We start from the raw sequence: 20,428 nt of genomic DNA, 5'->3' as shown, positions 1-20,428 counted from the left end.
CGTGTGCTGGACCGCCCAGACATCCCACTACACACAAACGGTTCGGAAAACGACATCCGCTCTATCGTGACAAAGCGCAAAATATCAGGCGGGACCATGAGCGACGCCGGAAAGGCCGCCCGAGATGCCATGCTCGGCCTGATGAAAACCTGCGCAAAGCTCAAGATCTCGTTCTACCGATTCCTTGGCGACCGCTTCACAGTCCAAGACGCTCCATACGTCCAAAAGCTACCAACCCTCGTCAGGCTCGCAGCAACGTAGCTGCACCGGAATGTGCCCCGGTTACGCAAGACCCTCGTAACCTCCTGAATTTATTCGCGAACCAATTAGAGCAAACAATGCATTCTTTTCTGCGTTCCATGCCTCGTTCGGCACGATCCTCTTCGGAGACCCCAAATCCCTACAATCGCTCTTTGAACTGAGTCTGCCGCCACGCCTACCGACCCAAAGATAGCTTCGATCTCCGCGAGCACGAACGCGCGCGACTGGCGGCCATAGGCCAGCAGGATGTCGCCCGCACCTGCGCCAAGCATGTTCTGGATACAGTCTCAAGGCCCCACAGGATATTCCCTTTGACAATACGTCATTTGACGGTGTGAACTCGCTTCAGGTGTTTGCTACTCAGCAGGGGGAAACTATGACGGCCATCATAAAAACAATTGCAGTGGCGCTTACGGCGATGGTGCTTGGGTCAAGTCAGATCGCCATGGCGCAGACGCCGACGCCCGCCCCCACAAAGATAACCTCGGCACTCGAAGTGCATAATATCGCCGGCGACTTCCTGACCTTCTGGGACGCAACCCAGGACAAGCCGATGGTCGAACGCGTGGCGATCTTCAAGCGTGACGTGGCGTCGAAATTTCCCAGCTTCTACGGTATAGAGCGCTTCGGCGGCAAGGCGACCTGGGCCTTCCGCGACGGCACGATCGAGACGTCTATCAACGAGTTCGGCCCTATCCGCGACGCCTACGCCGCCAAGGTCGCTTCGATCGACAAGGCGCTGCCGCGCAACACCGAGGTCTTCATGAAGGCTTTCCCCGATTTTCATCCAGAGAGTCCGGTGTGGATTCTCCATTCTCTCGGTGAAATGGATGGCGGCACGCGTGAGATCGACGGAAAGTCCGTTCTGGTCTTCGGCGTCGACGGCATGGTGAAATTCCACAATAAGAACGTCCATGACGAATCTGCCTTCTTCCATCATGAGCTGTTCCATATCTACCACGCCCCCCGGCTCGGCCCCTGCGCTGAAACATGGTGTTCGTTATGGCGCGAGGGCCTGGCGGTCTACGCGTCATCGAAACTCGACCCCTACGCCAGCGAAGACGAACTTCTCTTGACCCTGCCGGACAATATGGCTGCGGCGACGCGCGCGAAACTGCTGCCATCCTTACTAGCCCTGAAGGCCCTTCTGATGACGAAGGATCAGGCGACATATTCCGACCTGTTCCAGTTCGGGGGTCCTAAGGTGTCGGACCTGCCACAACGTCGCGGCTATTATCTCGGCTTCCTGATCGCGCAGGAACTGGGGCAAACCTATGATCTGCATACCCTGGCCAATATGCCTGCCGTTCAGGCCCAACCCCTCGTCGCGAAAGCGGTCGATCAGTTGATAACCCGGGCGAACCTAGCCCATACTGGTGGATAAAGATATCGGTGGGGAACACCTGTATGAAAAAACACAGAGAGAAGCTTCGTACCGCAGTCAGGTTCTGCGATGAAAGGAAACGACGATGACCTACTATGCTGGATTAGATGTGGCTTTGCGTACGGCGCGGCCGAATATACCGATCGGCTCGCCAAAGGCATGCTAGCTAAGAGGTTGACCGCTGGCTGGCCATGGGCCACACCGACATGCGCAGCGGCTTCAACCGGTTGTCGCTGATTGTGCAGGAAACGCTTCAGCGAGACCCTCATAGCGGCCATCTCTTCGTCTTCCGCAGACGCCAGGCCGACAGGATCAAAATCATCTGGCATGATGGCCAGGGCGCCTGCCTTTTCCATAAACGCCTTGAGCGCGATCGGTTTATCTGGCCGGCCGTCAAGGACGGCTCGGTCAGCATATCGAGCGCACAGCTGGGGTATCTTCTGTCCGGAATCGATTGGCGCAATCCGCAGATGACGTGGTCGCCGCAGGCGGTGGGATAGGGCTTCGAAAGGCGCTACAAAGCGCACTTTGAGTTGATATAAGGCCATACAAAATAAGGGTTTGTGACTCCCTTAGGTATGGATGAGCCTAATCAAATCAAGGCCAAAAGCGAAGCCTTCGATGCCGATGGATCTGGCAGCCGCTCACGCCATGATCCTTGAAGAGCGGCGGGCACGTCTGGCGGCGGATCTGAAGGTGGCTCAGGCCAAAGCAGAGGCCTCCGAAACGGAGGCCCTGGTCGAGCATCTCAAACTGCAAATCCTCAAGCTACGACGGCAGATTTATGGCGTGTCCAGCGAGCGGACGGCACGTTTATCTTGCGCAAATCAGCGCTTCTCTTTAGGCATCGTGCTAGGGGCGGCAACTTTTGCGCCTGATCTTATGGATGCAACATGTCTGGCAGAATTTCTCTCGATGAGGCAGATGTTCGTATTCTGAGCGCACTACAAGAAGACGGCACGCTGTCGGTCGCTGCCGTGTCAGAAATCGTTCACCTGTCGCAAAACGCGTGTTGGCGCCGTATGAAGCGCCTCGAAGAAGAACGCGTCATCACCAAGCGTGTGACCTTGCTGAACCCGGAACGTCTGGGGCTGGAACTGATAGTGTTTGTCAGCATAAAAACGAGCGAGCACAGCGAAGAGTGGCTCAGCAATTTTGCCAAGGTCGTTCACGATATGCCGGAGGTGGTGGAGTTTTATCGCATGACCGGCGAGGTCGATTACCTTCTCAAGCTCAAGGTCGAAAACATGGCGGCCTATGACAGGGCCTATAAGCGGCTGATTTCCCAAGTTCGAATTACCGACGTCAGTTCGGCCTTCGCTATGGAGGAGATCAAGCATACGACCTCGCTACCGTTGAAGGTCATCAACTAACCTCTGTGTACCAAATAGAACAGAGATCAATATGCAATAAACCAAATTAAATTTGCATTTTTTGAATTGTTTTAGATCATACGTCCCAATTTACGCAATTTTCACCCAAATTTTGGTGGGGATTTTTTTGAACCCCTTGTGTTAGGTTTGATGCGGTCCTCCGTTTAATTGATCGGAAGACATCGCCCCCTAATCCTGTCCGACCCTTGGTAGCTTATGTCCTGCGCATCCCCCCGCTCTCTTAATACCCGCTTAATCGCCAGCCACGCCGATGGCAAAACAGCGCGTCAGACGCCGGCGCCCGCCGTGCAGCGTGGCTCCACTATTCTTCTGGAATCGGCTAGGGACATCTACGACACATCGCAACAGACCTACGGTCGCGGGGGGCTTACAACGCACGTGTTGCTGCGTGACATGCTGGCCAAACTGGAAAACGCGGACGACGTGACGCTTTATCCCTCCGGACTGGCCGCCATTACTGGCGCCATACTGGCCCTCACTAGCGCGGGCGATGAGGTGCTGGCCGTCGATACCATCTACGGCCCAACCCGGCGCTTTTTTGAAGGCATGTTGCGCCGCTTTGGCGTCACCACCCGTTATTTCGCGCCCGAGGCCACGGCTGATGACATAGCCGGCCTCCTAACCGAAAAAACACGTCTTATTTTTCTGGAATCGCCTGGTTCGCTGACGTTTGAAATCCAGGATGTGCCGGCCATCGCCGCTATGGCGCGCAAGGCCGGTGTCCTCACCATCATCGATAACAGCTATGCTGCCGGCGTTTTATTCAAACCGCTCGATCATGGTGTTGATGTCAGTGTCCAGGCTCTGACCAAATATGTTTGTGGTCACTCCGATGCTTTCATGGGCATGGCGGCAGCAAAGGGACCATCTGTAACACTCCTTAAAGCGGCTTACCGTGAGGTGGGCTGGATGGTCTCACCGGATGACGCCTATACGGCTATCCGCGGCTTGAGAACCCTATGTACGCGCATGGCGCAGCATGCCGCCTCCGCCCAGACCGTGGCAACCTGGATGCAAGTTCAGCCACAGGTCCGAACGGTTCTTTGCCCCGCCTTGCCTGACGATCCCAACCATCGCATTTGGGCGCGCGATTTCTCGGGCATCAATGGTCTGGTAGGCTTTGAGTTTCATCCTGAATATGCCGATCAGGTCGAGGCATTTCTCAATAGTCTCAAGGTTTTTGGCCTCGGCTATTCATGGGGTGGTTTTGAAAGCCTCGCCATCAACGCCAATCCACAACTGAAACAGCGCGTGTGTCGCGACGGCATCGAGACCGGCCCACTCATTCGGCTGCATACAGGACTTGAAAACGTCGATGACCTGATCTCGGATCTGGCCCAGGCCTTTGATGGCCTTGTTGTTAATGCCGAAAGTCCGCGCACAGACCTTCAGCACGCAAATGCGGTCTGACGCCTAAACCCTCACATCAATAAATCTAAATTGATTTGGTGGTGATTTACTATATGGTCAGTGTACCATTTGGAACACTGACGCTACTGAACAAAAAAATGTGTCTGCACCTAATACGGCAAAGCGCCTAAGGTTAAGCTCCCAGCCCCCTGATGCGCTTTGAAATTTCAGTTAAATCGAAGGGGATTACATGTCTTTACGCACCACCTTGCTAACCGCGTCAGCTCTCACGGCCCTCGTCGCGGCACCCGTTCTGGCTCAGGAAACCGCCACCTCAGAGGCGACCACCGAAGTAATTGTTACCGGTTCGCGCGGCAAACCGCGCACAGTGACCTCCAGCCCCGCCCCTATTGACATCATCAGCGCTGACCAGATCAGCAAGCTGGCCGGTAGCTTGCAATTGCGCGATGTCCTGACGCAACTCGTCCCGTCCTATCAGGCCATGGCCGTCGGTAGTTCGTCGCAGGATAGTATCGTGCGCCCGGCGGGCCTTCGCGGCATGTCCGGCGTCCACGTCCTTGTTCTGATCAATGGACAGCGCCGCCACAACAGCGCCTCGATCAACCTCAATTCGGGCAACGTATCGGCCGGTGCCAATCCGGTAGACGTCGACCTGATACCGGCCAGCGCCATCGACCATATCGAAATCCTGCGCGACGGCGCCGCCGCCCAATATGGCTCGGACGCGATTGCCGGTGTCATCAATATTATTCTAAAGACCAACAAGACGGGCAGTTCCGGAAGCGTGGAGGCGGGCCAACGCTTTGAGGGTGATGGCACAACCATCTCGGCGCAGGCATCGCAGGGCTTTGCCCTACCGCACAATGGCTCCACCACGGTGTCGCTCGCGATCAAGAGCAGCGACAAGGTCGTGCGCAATTCCGACGTGACCGGTACCCTGTACGACACCATTGGTGGCAAGCCCGATCCGCGTGAAGCCTCGGCCAATCGTCGCACTTATCAGGGTGGGCTACCGGAAATCAAGAGCCTCGACCTGGTGACCAACACCGTCATTCCCGTCACAGATACGACCCAGTTCTTCGCCACGACCACCTTCACAACCCGTAACGCCCGTGCCGGTCAGGCCGGTCGCAAGCCCAACGCCAACAGCAACATTACGGCGATCTATCCGAACGGTTTCACACCGTATTACACCATGAAGGAATATGACTTCCAGCTCTCGGCCGGACTCAAGACTACCTTCAAGGGCTGGGACAGCACACTTGGCACGACCTTTGGTCGCGACCATGTCATTAACGGTGCGGACAATTCGCTCAATGCTTCACTGGGCGCCGCCAGCCCCACCAGCTTCGAGACCTACAGCTCTCAGTTCGATCAGTGGACCACCAATCTCGACCTGACGCGCCATTTCGATGTGTTGGGCGGCAAGGCCTTGCAGGTGTCGACCGGCGCAGAGTTCCGTCACGAAAACTACCAGACCCATGCGCTCGATGAAGCGGCCTACGCCAACGGCGGCTACTATTACACCTCCGGCACCAACAAGGGCAAACCGGCCCTGACCGGCGCTCAGGGCGCCATCATCGTCCTGCCCGGCGACGAAGCCGATATTTCACGCAATGTCACCGCCGCCTATGTCGATCTGGCGCTCGACGTCACACCGAAGTGGCTGGTCACCGCCGCTGCCCGTTTTGAAACCTATGACGACAGCGCCGGCGACGTGGTGAGCGGCAAGGTCTCAACGCGCTACACGGTCAATGACTGGCTGACCTTGCGCGGCGCCGCCTCGACCGGGTTCCGTGCCCCATCGCTGGCCCAGATGGGTTATGCCCAGACCGGCACGCAATTCAATCTGGTCGGCACCACCTATCAATTGATTGAATCGAAGATCGTCAAGACCGACTCCGCGGTCGGCGTGGCGCTGGGCGCCCAGCCCCTCAAGCCGGAAACGTCGCGCAACTACAGCGCCGGATTTGCCCTGACACCCGGCCACGGCTTCACCCTGACGCTCGATGCCTATCAGATCGAACTGGATGATCGTATTCAGCTGACCGGCCTGCTCTCCAGCGCCGGCGTCAAAGCCATCCTGATTGCCAACGGCTTCTCCGGCAATCAGTATGTGCGCTATTTCACCAATGCCATCGACACAACAACCAAGGGCATCGATCTGGTTGCCACCTATAATCTCTCAACCGAGCGATTTGGCCGTTTCCGCACGACACTCGGCTACAACCACAATGAAACCGAGATCGACAAGATCGCGCCGACGCCGGACGTACTGGCCGGTTTAGGCCTGACCCTGTTTGACCGTCAGACCCAGGGCTACATCACCGAACTTCAGCCGAAAGACAAGGTCATTCTCGGCCTCGACTGGAGCGCTGGTCCCTATGCTGTCAATATCAAGGAAACCCGTTACGGCGAGTTCAGCCTGTTGGGCGCGACGGCAGCGACCGACCAGAAGTTCGGCGCCAAGTTCATCACCGATCTGGAGGTGTCGCGTGCCTTCGGCGACGGCTACCGCATCGCGATCGGGGCTTACAATCTGTTGGACGTCTACCCCGATAAAAACACCATCGCCAACACCATCGGCAGCTCGACTTACGCTGCCTACTCCCCCTTCGGCGGCTACGGCGGATATTACTACGCCCGCCTGTCGTGGAAGATGTAGCGCCTAGAGCTACAGTGTAGAGCGTACCTGCAAGGCGTATAAAGGGACAGTGTTCGCCGGGATCACTGTCCCCCCTTCCTCCCACGAGGCCTCCATGTTCATGTCTTTTTCCACTAAATCTTCAATCCGCTTTCTGACCACAAGCGCTGTAGCGCTGGCCATGCTGATGTCCGCCGCACATGCCCAGGTCAGCCTTCAGGATCGCCGGCCGGTTCTGAAAGGCATTGAAACGGTCGACGACCCGCGCCGAATTCCGCGAAAACCCGCCGCCAAAAAAAGCAAGATCACCGTGCTGCGCGGCGGTCGTGTCTTTGATGCCGTCTCGGCTGCCGCACGCTCTGCCACAGTTGTTATCGAAGACAACCATATCCGCGCCATTCTGCCGGCAAGCTCAACCGATTGGCCGACCGAGGCTCGCGTGATCGACGTCACCGGCGAGACCGTCATGCCCGGCCTGATAGACATGCACGTCCACCTGACCTATCCCGACAGCGACGCCAATATCGACGAACAGGGCAGCGCGGTTGATGGCGCCATGCGCGGTACACGCAATTTGCGCTGGCTGATTGAATCCGGTTTCACCTCTGTGCGCGACCTGAACGGCGTCGGTGAAGCCCCCTATGTGCTGGCGCAATGGAGCGCCGACAACGCGATCCCGGCCCCGCGCGTTTTCACTGCCGGCCATATCATCACCGGCACGGGGGGCCATGCCACCGAACGTCCCCTCACCCCGACGCACGGCCATGACTACGCTATTGAGGTCAACGGCGCCGATGCCTGGCGCGGGGCGGTCCGTCAGGTTTTCAAGGATGGCGCCAGCGTCATCAAGATCGCCAGCCATTTCGCACCAGATGAAGTTGAGGCCGCCGTCGATGAAGCCCACCGCCTCGGTCTGAAGGTGACTTGCGACTGCGAGGGCATCTATACCGAAATGGCCGTCAAGGCCGGCATCGACATGATCGAACACCCGCTGCCGCGAACCGATGCCACCATCACCCTGATGGCGAAGAACCATACTGCCTCGGTTCCGACGCTTCAGGTCTACCAGAATGTCATCGACCGCAATGGCGGTTTCTATGGCTCGACCTCGCGCCGTTTCGCCATGACCAGCCAGGATGATTTCGACGTCTTCAAGAAGATGAAGGCGGCCGGCATCGCTATGGGGGTCGGCACTGATACCATCGGTGACGCCAACAAGATGATTCCCAATGTCTATATCGCCGAGCTGAAATGGTTCGTCAAAGGCGGCTATAGCCTGGCGGATACCTTGAAAGCGGCCACCATCGTCAATGCCCGCCTGCTCGACATGGACGACAAGATCGGCAGTCTGGAAGCCGGCAAGCTGGCTGACATTCTGGTCGTGCGTGGCAATCCCGACCAATCACTCGACGATCTGCAAAAGGTCGATCTGGTGATCAAGGACGGTATTTTTTATGTCGAGAACGGCCAGTTGGTGACGCCGCGCCATGTCGCGCAACCCCTGCTCAAGCCATCGCCCCCCGAGACAACCAAGTAATCCTTTCCTCATGCCGATCGGAGTTGTGTTTTGACCTCTGCTGTGCCGACCTCTGAAACCGTAAAAGCGCCTCCGTCGAAAAAAGCCGTCGCCAAGGCGTTGGGCTCGGCCATGATCGGCAACTGGTTCGAACTGTTCGACTTCATCATCTACGGCTATTTCGCCGCCCAGATCGGCCGCGCCATGTTTCCGGCCGCCGATCCCCTGACCTCAATCCTGTCCAGCTTCGCCACCTATGGCGTTGGCTTCGTCATGCGTCCGATAGGCTCGATCGTGCTGGGGTCTTTGGGTGATCGCTTCGGTCGCAAGTTTTCGCTGATCATCACCATGTTCCTGATGGCGGCCTCGACCGGCATCACCGGCATGATCCCGTCCTATGCCCATATCGGTTACGCCGCGCCGGTCCTTCTGGTTATTTGTCGCTTGGTGCAAGGTTTTGCCGCCGGCGGAGAATGGGGTGGCGCCACAACCTTTATCGTCGAATATGCTCCACCCCACCGGCGCGGCCTGTTTGGCGCGCTGCAACAGCTCAGCACATCGCTGGCCGTCGTCTCCGCCGTCTGCACGGCCCTGGTGCTCAATCTCGTATTACCGGCCTCAGCGGTCGACGCCTGGGGCTGGCGTATCCCCTTCCTGCTCGGCATTCTGGTTGCCCCGGTCGGCTTCTATCTGCGCGCCCATGTCGAGGACACCCCGCACTACACGGCCGAGGCAGACGCTACACCGGTCAAACCCCTGCGCGAAGCCCTGACCCAGCATGGCCGCGCCGTCGCCACCATCTTCGGCAGCGTCATTATATGGACGGTTGCGGGCTACACGTTCGGCGCCTTCCTCGTCAGCTTCGCTATCCGCATCCTCAAGGTGGCGCCGAGCATCGCTTATACCGGCACCTTGGTCGGGGCGCTTGCCAATATCCTCGTCATTCCTATGGCCGGATTCCTGTCGGACAAGATCGGCCGCAAGCCCTTCCTATTGATGAGCGCCGGCGGCTTCCTGATTCTCGCCTATCCGCTTTTTGCCTATATGGATCATGCCCGCACTGGCGCCTCCGTCATCCTGACCACGGCGGTGGCGGGGATCTTCAGCGGCCTGTTCAGCGGTGTGGGCCCCACCTTCCTGTGTGAACAACTGCCGACCCGTGTGCGCTATACCGCGCTGTCGATCGGCTATAACGGCGCCGTCATGCTGTTCGGCGGCTTCGCCCCCTTCATCGCCACCCTGCTGGTGCAACAGACCGGCTCCAATATCGCGCCCGCTTTTTACGTGATGGCGGCCGCTTTTATCTCCTTCACGGTGATCGCCTTCACACCCGACCGCTTCCGGAACCCTTCCCTATGATCCACAAAACCGCCGCCATCGCCGCGTTCGCATGCCTGCTGATGACCACAACGGCGCTCAGTGCGCCTGCCAAGGCGCCCGTAAGCACGCCCCAGGCGGTTCTGGGTCATGTCATGGGAGAAGATCGCTATGTGCCCAATTATAGCGACACCGTAAAATACTGGCAGGTGCTGGCGTCACAAAGCGATCGCATCCAATTGGTCGATATCGGCGCAACCACCGAGAAACGCCGTCAGATCATGGCTATCGTCTCATCGCCGGAAAACCTCGCCCTGCTCGAAACCTACAAGGACATCTCCGCGCGTCTTGGTCGCGCCGAGGGCCTCACGGACGATGAGGCGCGCGCCCTTGCCGCCAAAGGCAAGTCGGTCGTCTGGGTTGATGGCGGCATCCATGCCAGCGAGGTCGAGACCGATCACGCCCTGATCCAACAGGTTTACGACATGGTGGCGAGTGATGATCCCGAAGCGCAGAGAATCCGCGAGAATGTCATCATCCTGTTCGCCGCTGACAATCCGGACGGTCAGGACTATGTCGCGGACTGGTATATGCGCTTTAAAAATCCGGCCGAGCGCGAAACCAATTTCGACAGCCTGCCCAAGCTTTATCACCCCTATATCGGGCACGATAACAACCGCGACTTCTACATGGCGGAAATGGCAGAGACGCAGAACATCACGCGTATTCTGTACCACGAATGGCGGCCGCAGATCATCCTCAACCAGCATCAGGTCGGCCCAGCCGGCACGGTCGTTTTCATCCCACCGTTCCGCGACCCCTTTAACTACAACTATGATCCGCTGGCCATGACCAGCCTGCAGGAGGTCGGCGCGGCGCTGAACAGCCGCCTGCTGTCCGAAGGCAAGGTCGGCGCCGTCACACGCGCCAGCGCCCATTACGACACCTGGACCAATGGCAATCTGCGCACCTCGACCTATTTCCATAATGCGATAGGCTTGCTGGTTGAGATCATCGGCGGCGTGGTGCCCGAGCCAATCCAACTCGTGCCGGAGCGGCAACTGCCGAAGAACGACCAACCCGCGCCCATCGCACCCCAGATGTGGACCATGGCGCAATCGGTCGCCTACAGCGTCTCGATCAACCGCGCCACCTTGACCTATGCGGCCTCAAACCGTGAAAAACTGCTCTACAATATTTATCGCATGGGCAAGGACAGCATCAACGCCGGCAGCCGCGATAGCTGGACGGTGACGCCGGACCGTATTGCCGCCCTGCATGCCGCCTCCACCGCCGCCGGCTTGAAACCGGTGCCGACGCGCACCACGGGCTCCAGCGCCATCGAGTCGCGTTTCTATGCTGACGTGCTGCACGATCCGGCCTACCGCGATGCCCGCGCCTATATCATCAGCCCCGACCAGCACGATTTTCCGACCGCCGTACGTTTCCTGAATGCCCTCATCAAGATGGGCGTCACGGTCGAGCGTGCCAGGACGGACTTTACGCAAGAGGGCAAAGCCTATCCGGCCGGCAGCTATATCGTCAAGGCGGCGCAGGCTTATCGTCCGCATCTGCGCGATATGTTCGAACCCCAGGACTATGCCGAGAATTTCGAGTATCCGGGCGGTCCACCGATCCCACCGGCCGATGCCTCCGGCTATACACTCGCCTACCAGATGAGCGTTCATTTTGACAAGGCGCAGGACGCCGTTGGCGTTGCCACAGAAGCGATCGACGGTGTTCTGAAGCCGTATCCGGGCAAGATTGCGGGCGTTGGCAAAGCAGGCTTCCTGATCAGCCACGCCACCAATAACAGTTTCATCCTGACCAACCGGCTAATGAAGGCCAAACAGAAGGCGTTCTGGCTGAGCGAGCCCACGGCTGTGGGCGACGGCGCACTGGAATCGGGCGCGATCTGGGTGCCCTATACGCCGCAATCCGCCTCTATCATCAAGGCCGCCGTAACCGAGCTGGGGATCGACGCCTATGCGCTTGCCTCCGTCCCCGCCTCCGCCAAAACCGCCCTCAAAAGCCCGCGTATCGCGCTGGTCGATATCTATGGTGGCGTCATGCCATCGGGCTGGACACGCTGGATTTTCGAGCAATTTGAATTTCCATATACGGTCGTACATCCGCAGGAGCTCGATAAGGGCGGCCTTAACGCCAAGTATGACATCGTCCTGATGTCCGACAGCCTCCTGCCGAACCGCTACACCAGCAAGGGCGGCGGCATGTTTCGTGGCAAATTCGATAACAAACAACCCGATCCGGCGCGTATTCCGGTCGAATACCGCGGCTGGCTTGGCACGATTACACAAGACAAGACCATCCCCTCGCTCAAGGCTTTTGTGAAAAACGGTGGCGCCCTCATGGCGATTGGAAGTACCTCGCAGGGTATTATCGATGCCTTCGACCTGCCGGTACAAAATGGCACGACCCAGATGGTCGATGGGCAGGAACAGGTGTTGCCACGCACCAAATTCTATATCCCCGGCGCCCTCTTGACCGCCACGACCGACCCGACCACCCCGCTCGGCTATGGTCTGGAACCAAAGGTCGATCTGTTCTTCGATTCCAGCCCGGTCTTTCGTCTGAAAGCTGAAGCCCTAGATGCCCACACCCCCATTCGTTTTGAGGGCAAGGACCTGCTTCACAGCGGCTGGGCGCTTGGCACCGACTACCTGCAAGGCACCGCCGCCGTGGTCGATCTGTCCTATGGCTCAGGGCGGGTTTTCCTGTTCGGTCCCGAAGTGGCCCTGCGCGCCCAGACACAAGGCGCCTTCAAGCTTATGTTCAACGCGCTCTATGACGGCGCACTCCCGCGTAAAAAGTAAAAGACCATGCTCAAAACCACCGTCATCCAGATGAACAGCCGCAACGACAAGGCGGCCAACCTCAAGCAAATCCGAGAGCTGGTCGAAACGGCCGTTCTTCACGATCAGCCCGACTGGATCTTGCTGCCAGAGCATTGCGAATGGCTTGGCGGGTCCTCAGGTGCTGCCGCCGTGGCTGAGCCCTCCACCGGCGGCGAGACCTATAGCCTGCTGCAAACTCTGGCCCGTGAGAACAAGGTCTGGATTCACGGCGGCTCGTTCTATGAACAGTCCGGCATCGCCGGCAAGGCCTACAATACAACCGTGGTCTTCAACCGTACTGGCACCGAAGTGGCGCGTTATCGCAAGATCCACCTGTTCGATGTCACGACGGCCGACGGCGTTGCCTATCATGAATCGGCCACCATCCTGCGGGGCAGCGATATCGTCACCTATGATTGCGAAGGCCTGCGCATAGGCTGCGCCATCTGTTACGATCTGCGCTTCCCAGAATTGTTTCAAGGCCTGATGAAGCAAGATGCCGACCTGATCGCACTGCCCGCCGCCTTCACGCTTCTGACCGGCAAAGACCACTGGGAACCTCTGATCCGGGCGCGCGCCATCGAGACCGAAACCTGGTTCCTGGCCTCGGCCCAATGGGGCAGCTACGAAACACCAGGTGGCCCACGCCAATCCTTCGGCCAGTCGATGATCGTCGATCCGTGGGGTGCGGTCGTCGCCCGCGCCTCGGAGGGCACCGGCTTTGTCAGCGCGCCGATCGACATGGCCCTGTCGGTCCGCGTGCGTCAGCAAATTCCACTGGCGCTCAATAAAGTGCTGCACGCGGGGGGCACGATATGACCAAACGCCGGCATGCCTTGCAGGATTTGACCTGGGTTGAATTCGCAGAACGCCTGAAGGGCGACAAACCGGTTATCCTCCTTCCTCTCGGTTCTCAGGAAGAACAGGGACCTCATGCCCCAATGGGTGATTATGTGGTGGCCGAAAAAATTGCCCTGGCCGCGGCCGAACGCGCCAAGGCTATCTGCGCCCCCGTCCTGCCTTTTGGCTACGCCGAGTTCTTCCGTGGCATAGCCGGGGGCATCCAGCTACGCGCGGACACTTTCAGCCGCGTTCTGGAAGATATGATCACCTCGTTCCTCGATCATGACATCGTCCATATTGTCATCTGCAATGGCCACTCGACCAATGCACCCCTGATTGCCGACGTCACCCACAAGGTTCGACGCCAGCATGGAATCATCGTGCCCAGCCTCAACCTGTGGCGCCTGATGCCTGACAGCGTGTGGTCGGAGATCCACGATGCAAATGCGCCAAAAGTGCGCGGTCATGGCGCCGACCCTTTGACCTCTGTCGCCATGCACCTGACGCCCGATCTGATGCGGCCGGACTTGTGGCAAGGCGCTGAGCGCAAGACCGCGTTCGGTTTGCCGATTACTAATCAGTTCAGCGGTCTCCAGTTTCAGGGGGCAAGCATCGACGTCCCGCTCGACGTCATGCAGGTGGCAAGCGATGGCATCGGCAGCGGTGACGCCACCCTCAGCACGGCCGCCGCCGGGGCGGCCATGACCGAATGGCTCACCGCCTATGTCGCGGACTTCCTGATACACTTCAAAACCTGTGACCCACGCCAACCCAATGGATAGATACGATATCCGTCCCATGCCAGTGCCTGCGTCGCCAGATCTGTTGGCCCGCCTGTCGCGGTTGCACAGTTCGACCTTTGGTCACATCCATCTGTGGGGCTTTTGCAGGCGTGATATCCGCCCCCTTGGCGATTGCACGCCTGTAGCCGGTACAGCCGTAACCCTGGCCTTGCCTGGCCCCGATGCCAGCCTGTTGCACAGAGTTCTGGCCGAGTTGCGAGCAGGCGATATCCTGATGATCGACCGGCTGCATGACGATCTCTACGCCTGCGTCGGCGGCATAATAGCCCTTGCCCTGAAACAAAAGGGCGTGGCCGCCGTGGTGGTCGATGGCCCGATCACCGATCTGTCGGAGATTGCCTCGATTGGCTTGCCAGTGTGGTGCCGTGGCGCCAGCCCACTTACCACACGCCGTCTCGAACTTGGCGGACGCATCAACGCACCGGTCAGCGTCGGCGGTACCGTCGTACATCCCGGCGATCTGGTACTGTGTGATGCCGATGGCGTTTTCGTCCTTCCGGTCGCCGAGGCTGAGGCCGCGGTTCAACAGGCAGAGGGACGCGAGGCCTGGGAAACAAGGATAGTGGCTGAAGTCGTCACAGGTCGTGATCTGGCGGACGCGCTGAAAGCCTATCCACCACGCTAAATGTCCACCTCCATGTAAAGGACACACCCCATGGACAAATCGTATCCCGCCATAACCGCAAATCTCTCGGTCAACCTGAAGACCCTTCGCAAGAACCTGCCTGACGTCACCCAGGCCTTTTCCGGTCTGGCCGGCGCCGCCTTGCGCGACGGTGCGCTCGATAAGAAAACCAAAGAACTGATTGCTTTAGGTATCGGCATCAGCACGCGCTGCGACGGCTGCATCGGCTTCCATACCGAGGCCCTGATCAAGCTCGGCGTGACGCGCGAAGAATTCCGCGAAGTCCTCGGCATGGCGATCTATATGGGGGGCGGCCCGTCACTTATGTATGCCGCCGACGCTATGGCGGCTTTCGAGCAGTTCGCGCCCGCGGACGCCTGACGGTTTTTAGTTGACCACGGCCCTGCCGCGATGACAGCTTCACGCGCCGTAAACCAAAACGCGAAGACACCCGACTGATGAAAAAGCCTGCCGCCGCCCCCAAGAAGATCTCAGCGACCAGCAATGCACGTATCAATGATCCGGAGCGCACGAAAGAAGACATTCTGGAGATCGCCACCCATGCCTTCGCCCGTGACGGTCTGGCGGGCAGCCGCATCAACGATATCGGCGGACTGACGGCCGCCAGCAAGCGGATGATCTATTATTACTTCGAGAACAAGGAAGGGCTCTATCGGGCCGTTCTGGAGCGCTGTTACGCCGATATCCGCTCACGTGAAGAGACCATCCGTGTGGAAGACTTGCCGCCTGAAGATGCCCTGGCGCAATTGGTGCGGCTGAAGTTCACCTACCATATGGAACATCCTGAGTTTGTCCGTCTCGTGATGGTCGAAAACATTCATCAGGGCGAGCATATGAGTTTTTTGAAAGAGGCCAAGGCGCGCGGCCTATTTGCGCTTCAGCAGCTTACGCGACTTCTCGAACGCGGCGCGGCCCTCGGTGTATTTCGGAAGGACCTCAACCCTATCGACGTGCATACATCGATCAGCGCACTGTGTTTCTACAATGTGTCCAATCGCTGGACCGTCGTCCATTTGCTTGAACACGATATGGGTGAGAGCCAGCATGCGAACAAGCGCCGCGAGGCCATTGTTGACGAAATCCTACGGCTGTGTCGAAAATAGCCTGTTCGGTCCATCAGCGGCTAAACATCCATGCAGGGCAACCCGTCCGGCCGATTACGTGATCAGACCGTTCGCCAACTCCGGCACCATGGTTCTGGCGATTCTGCCTGCGCCAATGAGCGTTGCTGATGCCTCCCCTGCCCAGTTGCCATAGCCAAGCAGCCACAGGTTGGTCGATTTACCGCGCGCTGACCCACAAGCTCCACCCGGCCATTGGGCTCGACGAAGCTCAGCGTTTCAAGATGCGCCAGGCTGGGGCCAAACCCGGTACACCAGATAACCGCATCCACCCTTGTTTCACTGCCATCCGGCCAAACCACGCCATCCTGGGTAAAGCGGACAAAGGGTCGCACAGAACGCAGCACGTCGCGCTCGCGCGCCTCGCGCACGGGCCGCACCATTTGAATCTGACAGCACACTGAAAACCTGAAGGTGCAAGGGCTGGAATACCAGCCCTTCTCCACATCCGTTACGCCCGATATCCGATGCACCTCTTTCAGGTGATGTCCGGCGTCTCTCCAACGCGGCCCATTTCGGGCGGCGAAGAAATGGAGAAGACCATGTTTCAGATTGCGCCATCACAACTGCAAACCAAAACAAATCGCCAGCTTTCATCCCTGTTCAATCAGGCCCAAACCGGCTTACGTTCCAAACCCGCTGACGAGGCTTCTCAAAGAATCCTGTTTGCTGTCCGCCACATGATCATAGACGAGATAGCAAGACGTATGAGCTTGGAATAGGCTTATGAACGCACGAATTTCGACAATCTGGTGATGTCGTGATTGTCCGCCTCGCGCAGCGCGTCCCCGTATTCTTTGCGCGTCTCACTGGCATCAACGAGGTTGGCGCTGCCCCAAGTAAATGCGGCGCGGTTCATAGCCACCAGCAAGAGGTCTGTGGCGAGACGCGAATGACGGCCATTGCCATTGGGGAATGGGTGGATTTGCACGAGACGGTGGTGAAAGCGCGTGGCGATTTCGTCCGGCTCATAGGTGGCATTGTCGATCCAGAACTGAACGTCACCTAAAAGCTGGTGCAAATCCATCCCTATACGATAGGGATCGACGCCGATATTTGGGCCTGTACGGCGGAATACTCCGGCCCATTTCCAAACATCCTTGAACATGCGTTTGTGCAGATCCGTGAGGAACTTCTCGCTCAGGATGTCGCGCTTTTTCTTGAACGCCCATTCCTGTGCTTGGAATATGTTGGCCTGTTCCGCTTCGTTCAGTTCCGCCCTGAGCGTGATATAGGACGGGATCACCCCCTCTCGCTCCTCTGGAGTGATCGGGGGTGAGGCGTCGTCTTCTTCCATGAGAGGGTCTGTCATCACGCCTCCCAAATGCTGGAATCTGATTTTTCAGTCAGCGAATTTGCGAGTCTGCGGACCTGTTCCATTTCGTCTGACCTGTCGAGGCTCTGGGCTTCGAGCGCCATTGTGTGGCGTGTGGGTGAAAGCTTACGCAAGGCGGCTTTCACGGATTGGTCTTTTACCAGATCATCGAGAGGCTTGCGAGGCACCAGCACATAGACAAGCTCACACTCCAGTGCGTGCGCTGCATTCTCCAGCGATTCAAGTGTGATGGTTTTCTTTGCCTCGGCACTTTCGAGTGCGGAAATACGCGGTTGAGATACGCCAAGACGATTGGCTAATTGGGCGCTCGTCATGCCCAATGCCTCGCGGATAGCTTTGACCCAGCCCTTTGGGGGGCGTGGCAAAGCTATTTCCCTCATAGGCGCTATGCGCTTTTCCAAGTGGCGTCTGGCAGTTGATCGGGCGTCCGGGGACATTATATAACCTATGAATTAGGCATTTCTTGAATATAAATAACATATAAAGAATTAAATAATCAAATATCAATAATATTTAGATTATATAATTCCGAATTTTTCATAACATAAAGATTATTGAAAATTGCTAAATCTGAGGATTCCGGGTCGGGCGGGTTCGCAACCGGCGGGGCTTGCCCCAAGAGGTGGTCAATACAGAAAGCACCCTGCCGGGCGCTTTCCAACTGCGGCTTACGCGCAGCGGTAAATATATCTTGTGCCGTTCGCCTCGGTTTCCGCGTAGTCCATGCGAAGGTCACGCGCAATGGCGTCGTAGTCGATCTAACAGGCGATTGATTGCGGGATTTCGCCACACAGGCCCTCCTCTACAAACTGCTCTGCGCTAGACTTTAGGCGCTAAATACCCTATTGGGCGTGCGCCTTAGCCTATGCATTTTAAGGCTTTAAAGCTGGGCCACTGAACGACAACCAATAACGGACATTATAGCGGACTTTATAGCGGACATTTTTTCAGTTATTTTTAACAGTTTCCTTTCCAAATGCCTTAATGTATATGATATTTAGCCAACAACGTAACGGACTTTATAGCGGACATAGGCATGGCTGATGATAGAGGCGAACATGTTGGTTTGATGGCGCCTGTGGTTCCCGGAAGCGAGGCACGTGGCCGCAGCGAATTGATTGATCTCGCATTGGAGCTTGCCCAGAAGTCAGCCGGATTTCGCCGAAGCCTTCCAGCAGAAATTGCCGCGTCTCTAAGTGATCTCGTCCGTTCGATGAATTGCTATTACAGTAACCTCATCGAAGGCCATAATACCCATCCTGTCGATATCGAAAAGGCGCTGCGCCAAGATTACAGCACCGACACCGCCAAGCGTGATCTCCAGCTTGAAGCTACGGCCCATATCTCGGTTCAGGCCTGGATTGATGGCGGCGGACTGACGGAGGGGGTATTCAACCTGAACGCCATTTGCGACATTCATCGCAAATTCTACGAGCACCTGCCTGAAAGTCTTCAATGGGCGGAAAATCCCGATACCGGTGAACGCATTCGGGTCACCGGCGGGGAATTACGCGCCCAAGACATTCAGGTCGGCAGGCACATTAGCATCAGCGCAGGCGCCGTACCGCGTTTTCTGACACGGCTTGAAGACGCATTCCGGCATTTGGGCAAGGCTGACCGGATTCTGGGTACAGCCGCCGCCCATCATCGCCTTCTTTGGGTTCACCCCTTTCTCGACGGAAACGGGCGCGTAGCGCGCCTCGTCTCTCACGCCATGTTCCTGGAACAACTCGATACAGGTGCCCTTTGGTCGATTTCACGCGGGCTGGCTCGCCAGGTTGAGGCGTACAAACGCCATTTGGCCAGTTGCGACGAAATCCGCCACGGCGACCGGGATGGACGCGGCAATCTAAGCGAAGGCGCTCTCGTCGACTTTACACGCTTCTTTCTTAAAACGGCTCTGGATCAGGTCGAATTCATGGAAAGTCTTGTCCAGCCAGACCGATTGAGGGCACGCCTCAAACTATGGGCAAAAGAAGAAATCGACATCGGTGCCCTTCCAGCAAATTCTGAACTTGTACTCGACGCCTTACTTTACAGGGGCGAAGTGAACCGTGGTGAAATTGCGAACATAACCGGCGTAGGCGACCGCCAGGGGCGGCGGATCATCTCCGGCCTGACCGACGCTGGCGTTCTTTCATCGCCAACCCCAAGGGGAGGCCTGCGCCTTGCCTTCCCTGCAACACTTGCAGGCCGTTGGATGCCAGGCCTCTTCCCGGAACAATAGGCCTGCTATGCAGATTGCGGTTCATGGGGGCGCTCCTGAAGGTCATAAGTTGTTTTGCCGCCGATCGTTCTGTCACCTGCTTTGGTCCTATCCCTGCCGGATACCCACCACCCTGCTCCATTGCGTAATCAATGTATTTGACCCTGACGTAAGTCCGTCATGGAAGCTACGGGGCAACATGGTAGTCGCCATGACGAACGAAGTTACCGTCAATTGGCCGGAGTAGTTTCCTCATTCGTATAGGCGCTTGTTGCTTCCATTTTACCTGTACGCATGTCTAAAACCATGTCTGAATTACGAATAGTTTCGACGCGATGAGCGATAATTACTCGCGTAATTCTAAGGGAACGCAAGTTGCGGTTGATCGGCATTTCGTTATCCGCATCTAAATGAGAGGTTGCTTCATCCATCAATAGAAACCGAGGCCGGCGATAGATTGCGCGTGCGATCAATAGACGTTGCTTTTGTCCACCTGATAAAGCCCCTCCCATGTCTCCGACGAAGGTTTCTAACTTCATAGGCATGGACATAATTTCGCTGTGGATAGCCGCCATCTCCAACGCATTCCAAACTCTGGCAACGTCTATCCAAGCTCGCACAACGCACTGATCGCACTCGGAAAATTTACTGTCAAAATTCCACTATCGTGCGTTTTGCGTATACACCGCGTCGAATGGCAGTCCCACTAACATTAGAAATGAGCAGGGCGT

The 20,428-nt window shown here is 57.5% G+C and carries 21 protein-coding genes and 1 pseudogene; 18 read left to right on the top strand and 4 right to left on the bottom strand.

Going from position 1 to position 20,428, the window contains the following annotated elements; genetic code table 11:
• The 17 genes and pseudogenes from B060_RS26890 to B060_RS0121815 form a co-directional block, all read left to right on the top strand.
• A pseudogene (locus tag B060_RS26890) lies at window positions 1–261 on the top strand (hypothetical protein); the annotation flags it as partial.
• A gap of 376 nt (window positions 262–637) precedes the next feature.
• The gene (locus B060_RS0121895) at window positions 638–1,645 is read left to right on the top strand and encodes a hypothetical protein (protein WP_018083949.1); all 1,008 of its coding nucleotides are present in this window, start codon (window positions 638–640) and stop codon (window positions 1,643–1,645) included.
• A gap of 191 nt (window positions 1,646–1,836) precedes the next feature.
• Window positions 1,837–2,145, top strand: a complete 309-nt coding sequence (gene tnpB / locus B060_RS0121890) for an IS66 family insertion sequence element accessory protein TnpB (RefSeq protein ID WP_018083948.1) — start codon at window positions 1,837–1,839, stop codon at window positions 2,143–2,145.
• Window positions 2,146–2,266: 121 nt separating this feature from the next.
• Entirely contained in the window at window positions 2,267–2,584 is a 318-nt protein-coding gene (locus B060_RS0121885; protein ID WP_023447456.1) for a hypothetical protein, read from the top strand.
• Window positions 2,539–3,018: an Lrp/AsnC family transcriptional regulator gene (locus B060_RS0121880; RefSeq protein WP_026173058.1), complete on the top strand. Its 480-nt coding sequence runs from the start codon at window positions 2,539–2,541 to the stop codon at window positions 3,016–3,018. The genes B060_RS0121885 and B060_RS0121880 overlap by 46 nt, the downstream gene beginning before the upstream one ends.
• 216 nt (window positions 3,019–3,234) lie before the next feature.
• Window positions 3,235–4,449, top strand: coding sequence for a cystathionine beta-lyase (gene metC, locus B060_RS25590; RefSeq protein WP_051081135.1), 1,215 nt, complete (start codon window positions 3,235–3,237; stop codon window positions 4,447–4,449).
• 190 nt (window positions 4,450–4,639) lie between these two features.
• Window positions 4,640–7,075, top strand: coding sequence for a TonB-dependent receptor plug domain-containing protein (locus B060_RS0121870; protein WP_018083944.1), 2,436 nt, complete (start codon window positions 4,640–4,642; stop codon window positions 7,073–7,075).
• Between the two features lie 100 nt (window positions 7,076–7,175).
• Window positions 7,176–8,591 (top strand): amidohydrolase family protein, encoded by a 1,416-nt coding sequence (locus B060_RS0121860; RefSeq protein WP_201768137.1) that lies wholly within the window; start codon window positions 7,176–7,178, stop codon window positions 8,589–8,591.
• Window positions 8,592–8,621: 30 nt separating this feature from the next.
• A complete protein-coding gene (locus B060_RS0121855) occupies window positions 8,622–9,929 on the top strand; it encodes an MFS transporter (RefSeq protein WP_018083941.1) in 1,308 nt (435 codons plus the stop codon).
• Complete coding sequence (locus B060_RS0121850) at window positions 9,926–12,721, top strand: M14 family metallopeptidase (protein WP_018083940.1); 2,796 nt, start codon at window positions 9,926–9,928, stop codon at window positions 12,719–12,721. Before B060_RS0121855 ends, B060_RS0121850 begins: the two co-directional genes overlap by 4 nt.
• Window positions 12,722–12,727: 6 nt before the next feature.
• Complete coding sequence (locus B060_RS0121845; protein ID WP_018083939.1) at window positions 12,728–13,561, top strand: carbon-nitrogen hydrolase family protein; 834 nt, start codon at window positions 12,728–12,730, stop codon at window positions 13,559–13,561.
• The gene (locus B060_RS0121840) at window positions 13,558–14,367 is read left to right on the top strand and encodes a creatininase family protein (protein ID WP_018083938.1); all 810 of its coding nucleotides are present in this window, start codon (window positions 13,558–13,560) and stop codon (window positions 14,365–14,367) included. Before B060_RS0121845 ends, B060_RS0121840 begins: the two co-directional genes overlap by 4 nt.
• A gap of 16 nt (window positions 14,368–14,383) precedes the next feature.
• Window positions 14,384–15,013 carry an RraA family protein gene (locus B060_RS0121835; RefSeq protein WP_155847948.1) on the top strand — a complete coding sequence of 210 codons (630 nt, stop codon included), beginning with the start codon at window positions 14,384–14,386 and terminating at the stop codon, window positions 15,011–15,013.
• Window positions 15,014–15,043: 30 nt separating this feature from the next.
• Entirely contained in the window at window positions 15,044–15,394 is a 351-nt protein-coding gene (locus tag B060_RS0121830) for a carboxymuconolactone decarboxylase family protein (protein ID WP_018083936.1), read from the top strand.
• 77 nt (window positions 15,395–15,471) lie between these two features.
• Window positions 15,472–16,137, top strand: coding sequence for a TetR/AcrR family transcriptional regulator (locus B060_RS0121825; protein ID WP_018083935.1), 666 nt, complete (start codon window positions 15,472–15,474; stop codon window positions 16,135–16,137).
• A gap of 128 nt (window positions 16,138–16,265) precedes the next feature.
• Window positions 16,266–16,559, top strand: a complete 294-nt coding sequence (locus tag B060_RS27870; protein ID WP_018083934.1) for a hypothetical protein — start codon at window positions 16,266–16,268, stop codon at window positions 16,557–16,559.
• Window positions 16,560–16,697: 138 nt separating this feature from the next.
• On the top strand, window positions 16,698–16,877 hold the full coding sequence (locus B060_RS0121815) for a hypothetical protein (protein WP_155847947.1): 180 nt from the start codon (window positions 16,698–16,700) through the stop codon (window positions 16,875–16,877).
• Between the two features lie 2 nt (window positions 16,878–16,879).
• On the opposite strand, the gene B060_RS0121810 is transcribed toward B060_RS0121815, so the two are convergent.
• Genes B060_RS0121810 through B060_RS27485 form a run of 3 tightly spaced genes read right to left on the bottom strand, consistent with a single transcriptional unit; the run spans window position 16,880 to window position 18,281 of the window.
• The gene (locus B060_RS0121810; protein WP_018083932.1) at window positions 16,880–17,467 is read right to left on the bottom strand and encodes a mobile mystery protein B; all 588 of its coding nucleotides are present in this window, start codon (window positions 17,465–17,467) and stop codon (window positions 16,880–16,882) included.
• On the bottom strand, window positions 17,467–17,928 hold the full coding sequence (locus tag B060_RS25585; protein WP_018083931.1) for a mobile mystery protein A: 462 nt from the start codon (window positions 17,926–17,928) through the stop codon (window positions 17,467–17,469). Before B060_RS25585 ends, B060_RS0121810 begins: the two co-directional genes overlap by 1 nt.
• A 59-nt stretch (window positions 17,929–17,987) precedes the next feature.
• The gene (locus tag B060_RS27485; RefSeq protein WP_155847946.1) at window positions 17,988–18,281 is read right to left on the bottom strand and encodes a hypothetical protein; all 294 of its coding nucleotides are present in this window, start codon (window positions 18,279–18,281) and stop codon (window positions 17,988–17,990) included.
• A gap of 246 nt (window positions 18,282–18,527) precedes the next feature.
• Here B060_RS27485 and B060_RS0121800 point away from each other — a divergent pair, with 246 nt between their 5' ends.
• The gene (locus B060_RS0121800; RefSeq protein ID WP_018083930.1) at window positions 18,528–19,718 is read left to right on the top strand and encodes a Fic family protein; all 1,191 of its coding nucleotides are present in this window, start codon (window positions 18,528–18,530) and stop codon (window positions 19,716–19,718) included.
• Between the two features lie 209 nt (window positions 19,719–19,927).
• Here the strand turns inward: B060_RS0121800 and B060_RS26885 are convergent, their stop codons facing one another.
• Window positions 19,928–20,272: an ATP-binding cassette domain-containing protein gene (locus B060_RS26885; RefSeq protein ID WP_023447455.1), complete on the bottom strand. Its 345-nt coding sequence runs from the start codon at window positions 20,270–20,272 to the stop codon at window positions 19,928–19,930.
• Window positions 20,273–20,428 lie beyond the last annotated feature (156 nt).

Source organism: Asticcacaulis benevestitus DSM 16100 = ATCC BAA-896 (assembly GCF_000376105.1).
In the GTDB taxonomy this organism is placed as follows: Bacteria; Pseudomonadota; Alphaproteobacteria; order Caulobacterales; family Caulobacteraceae; genus Asticcacaulis; species Asticcacaulis benevestitus.
The sequence above is the reverse complement of the archived record's forward strand: the minus strand, read 5'-3'. Positions and strand labels throughout refer to the sequence as shown.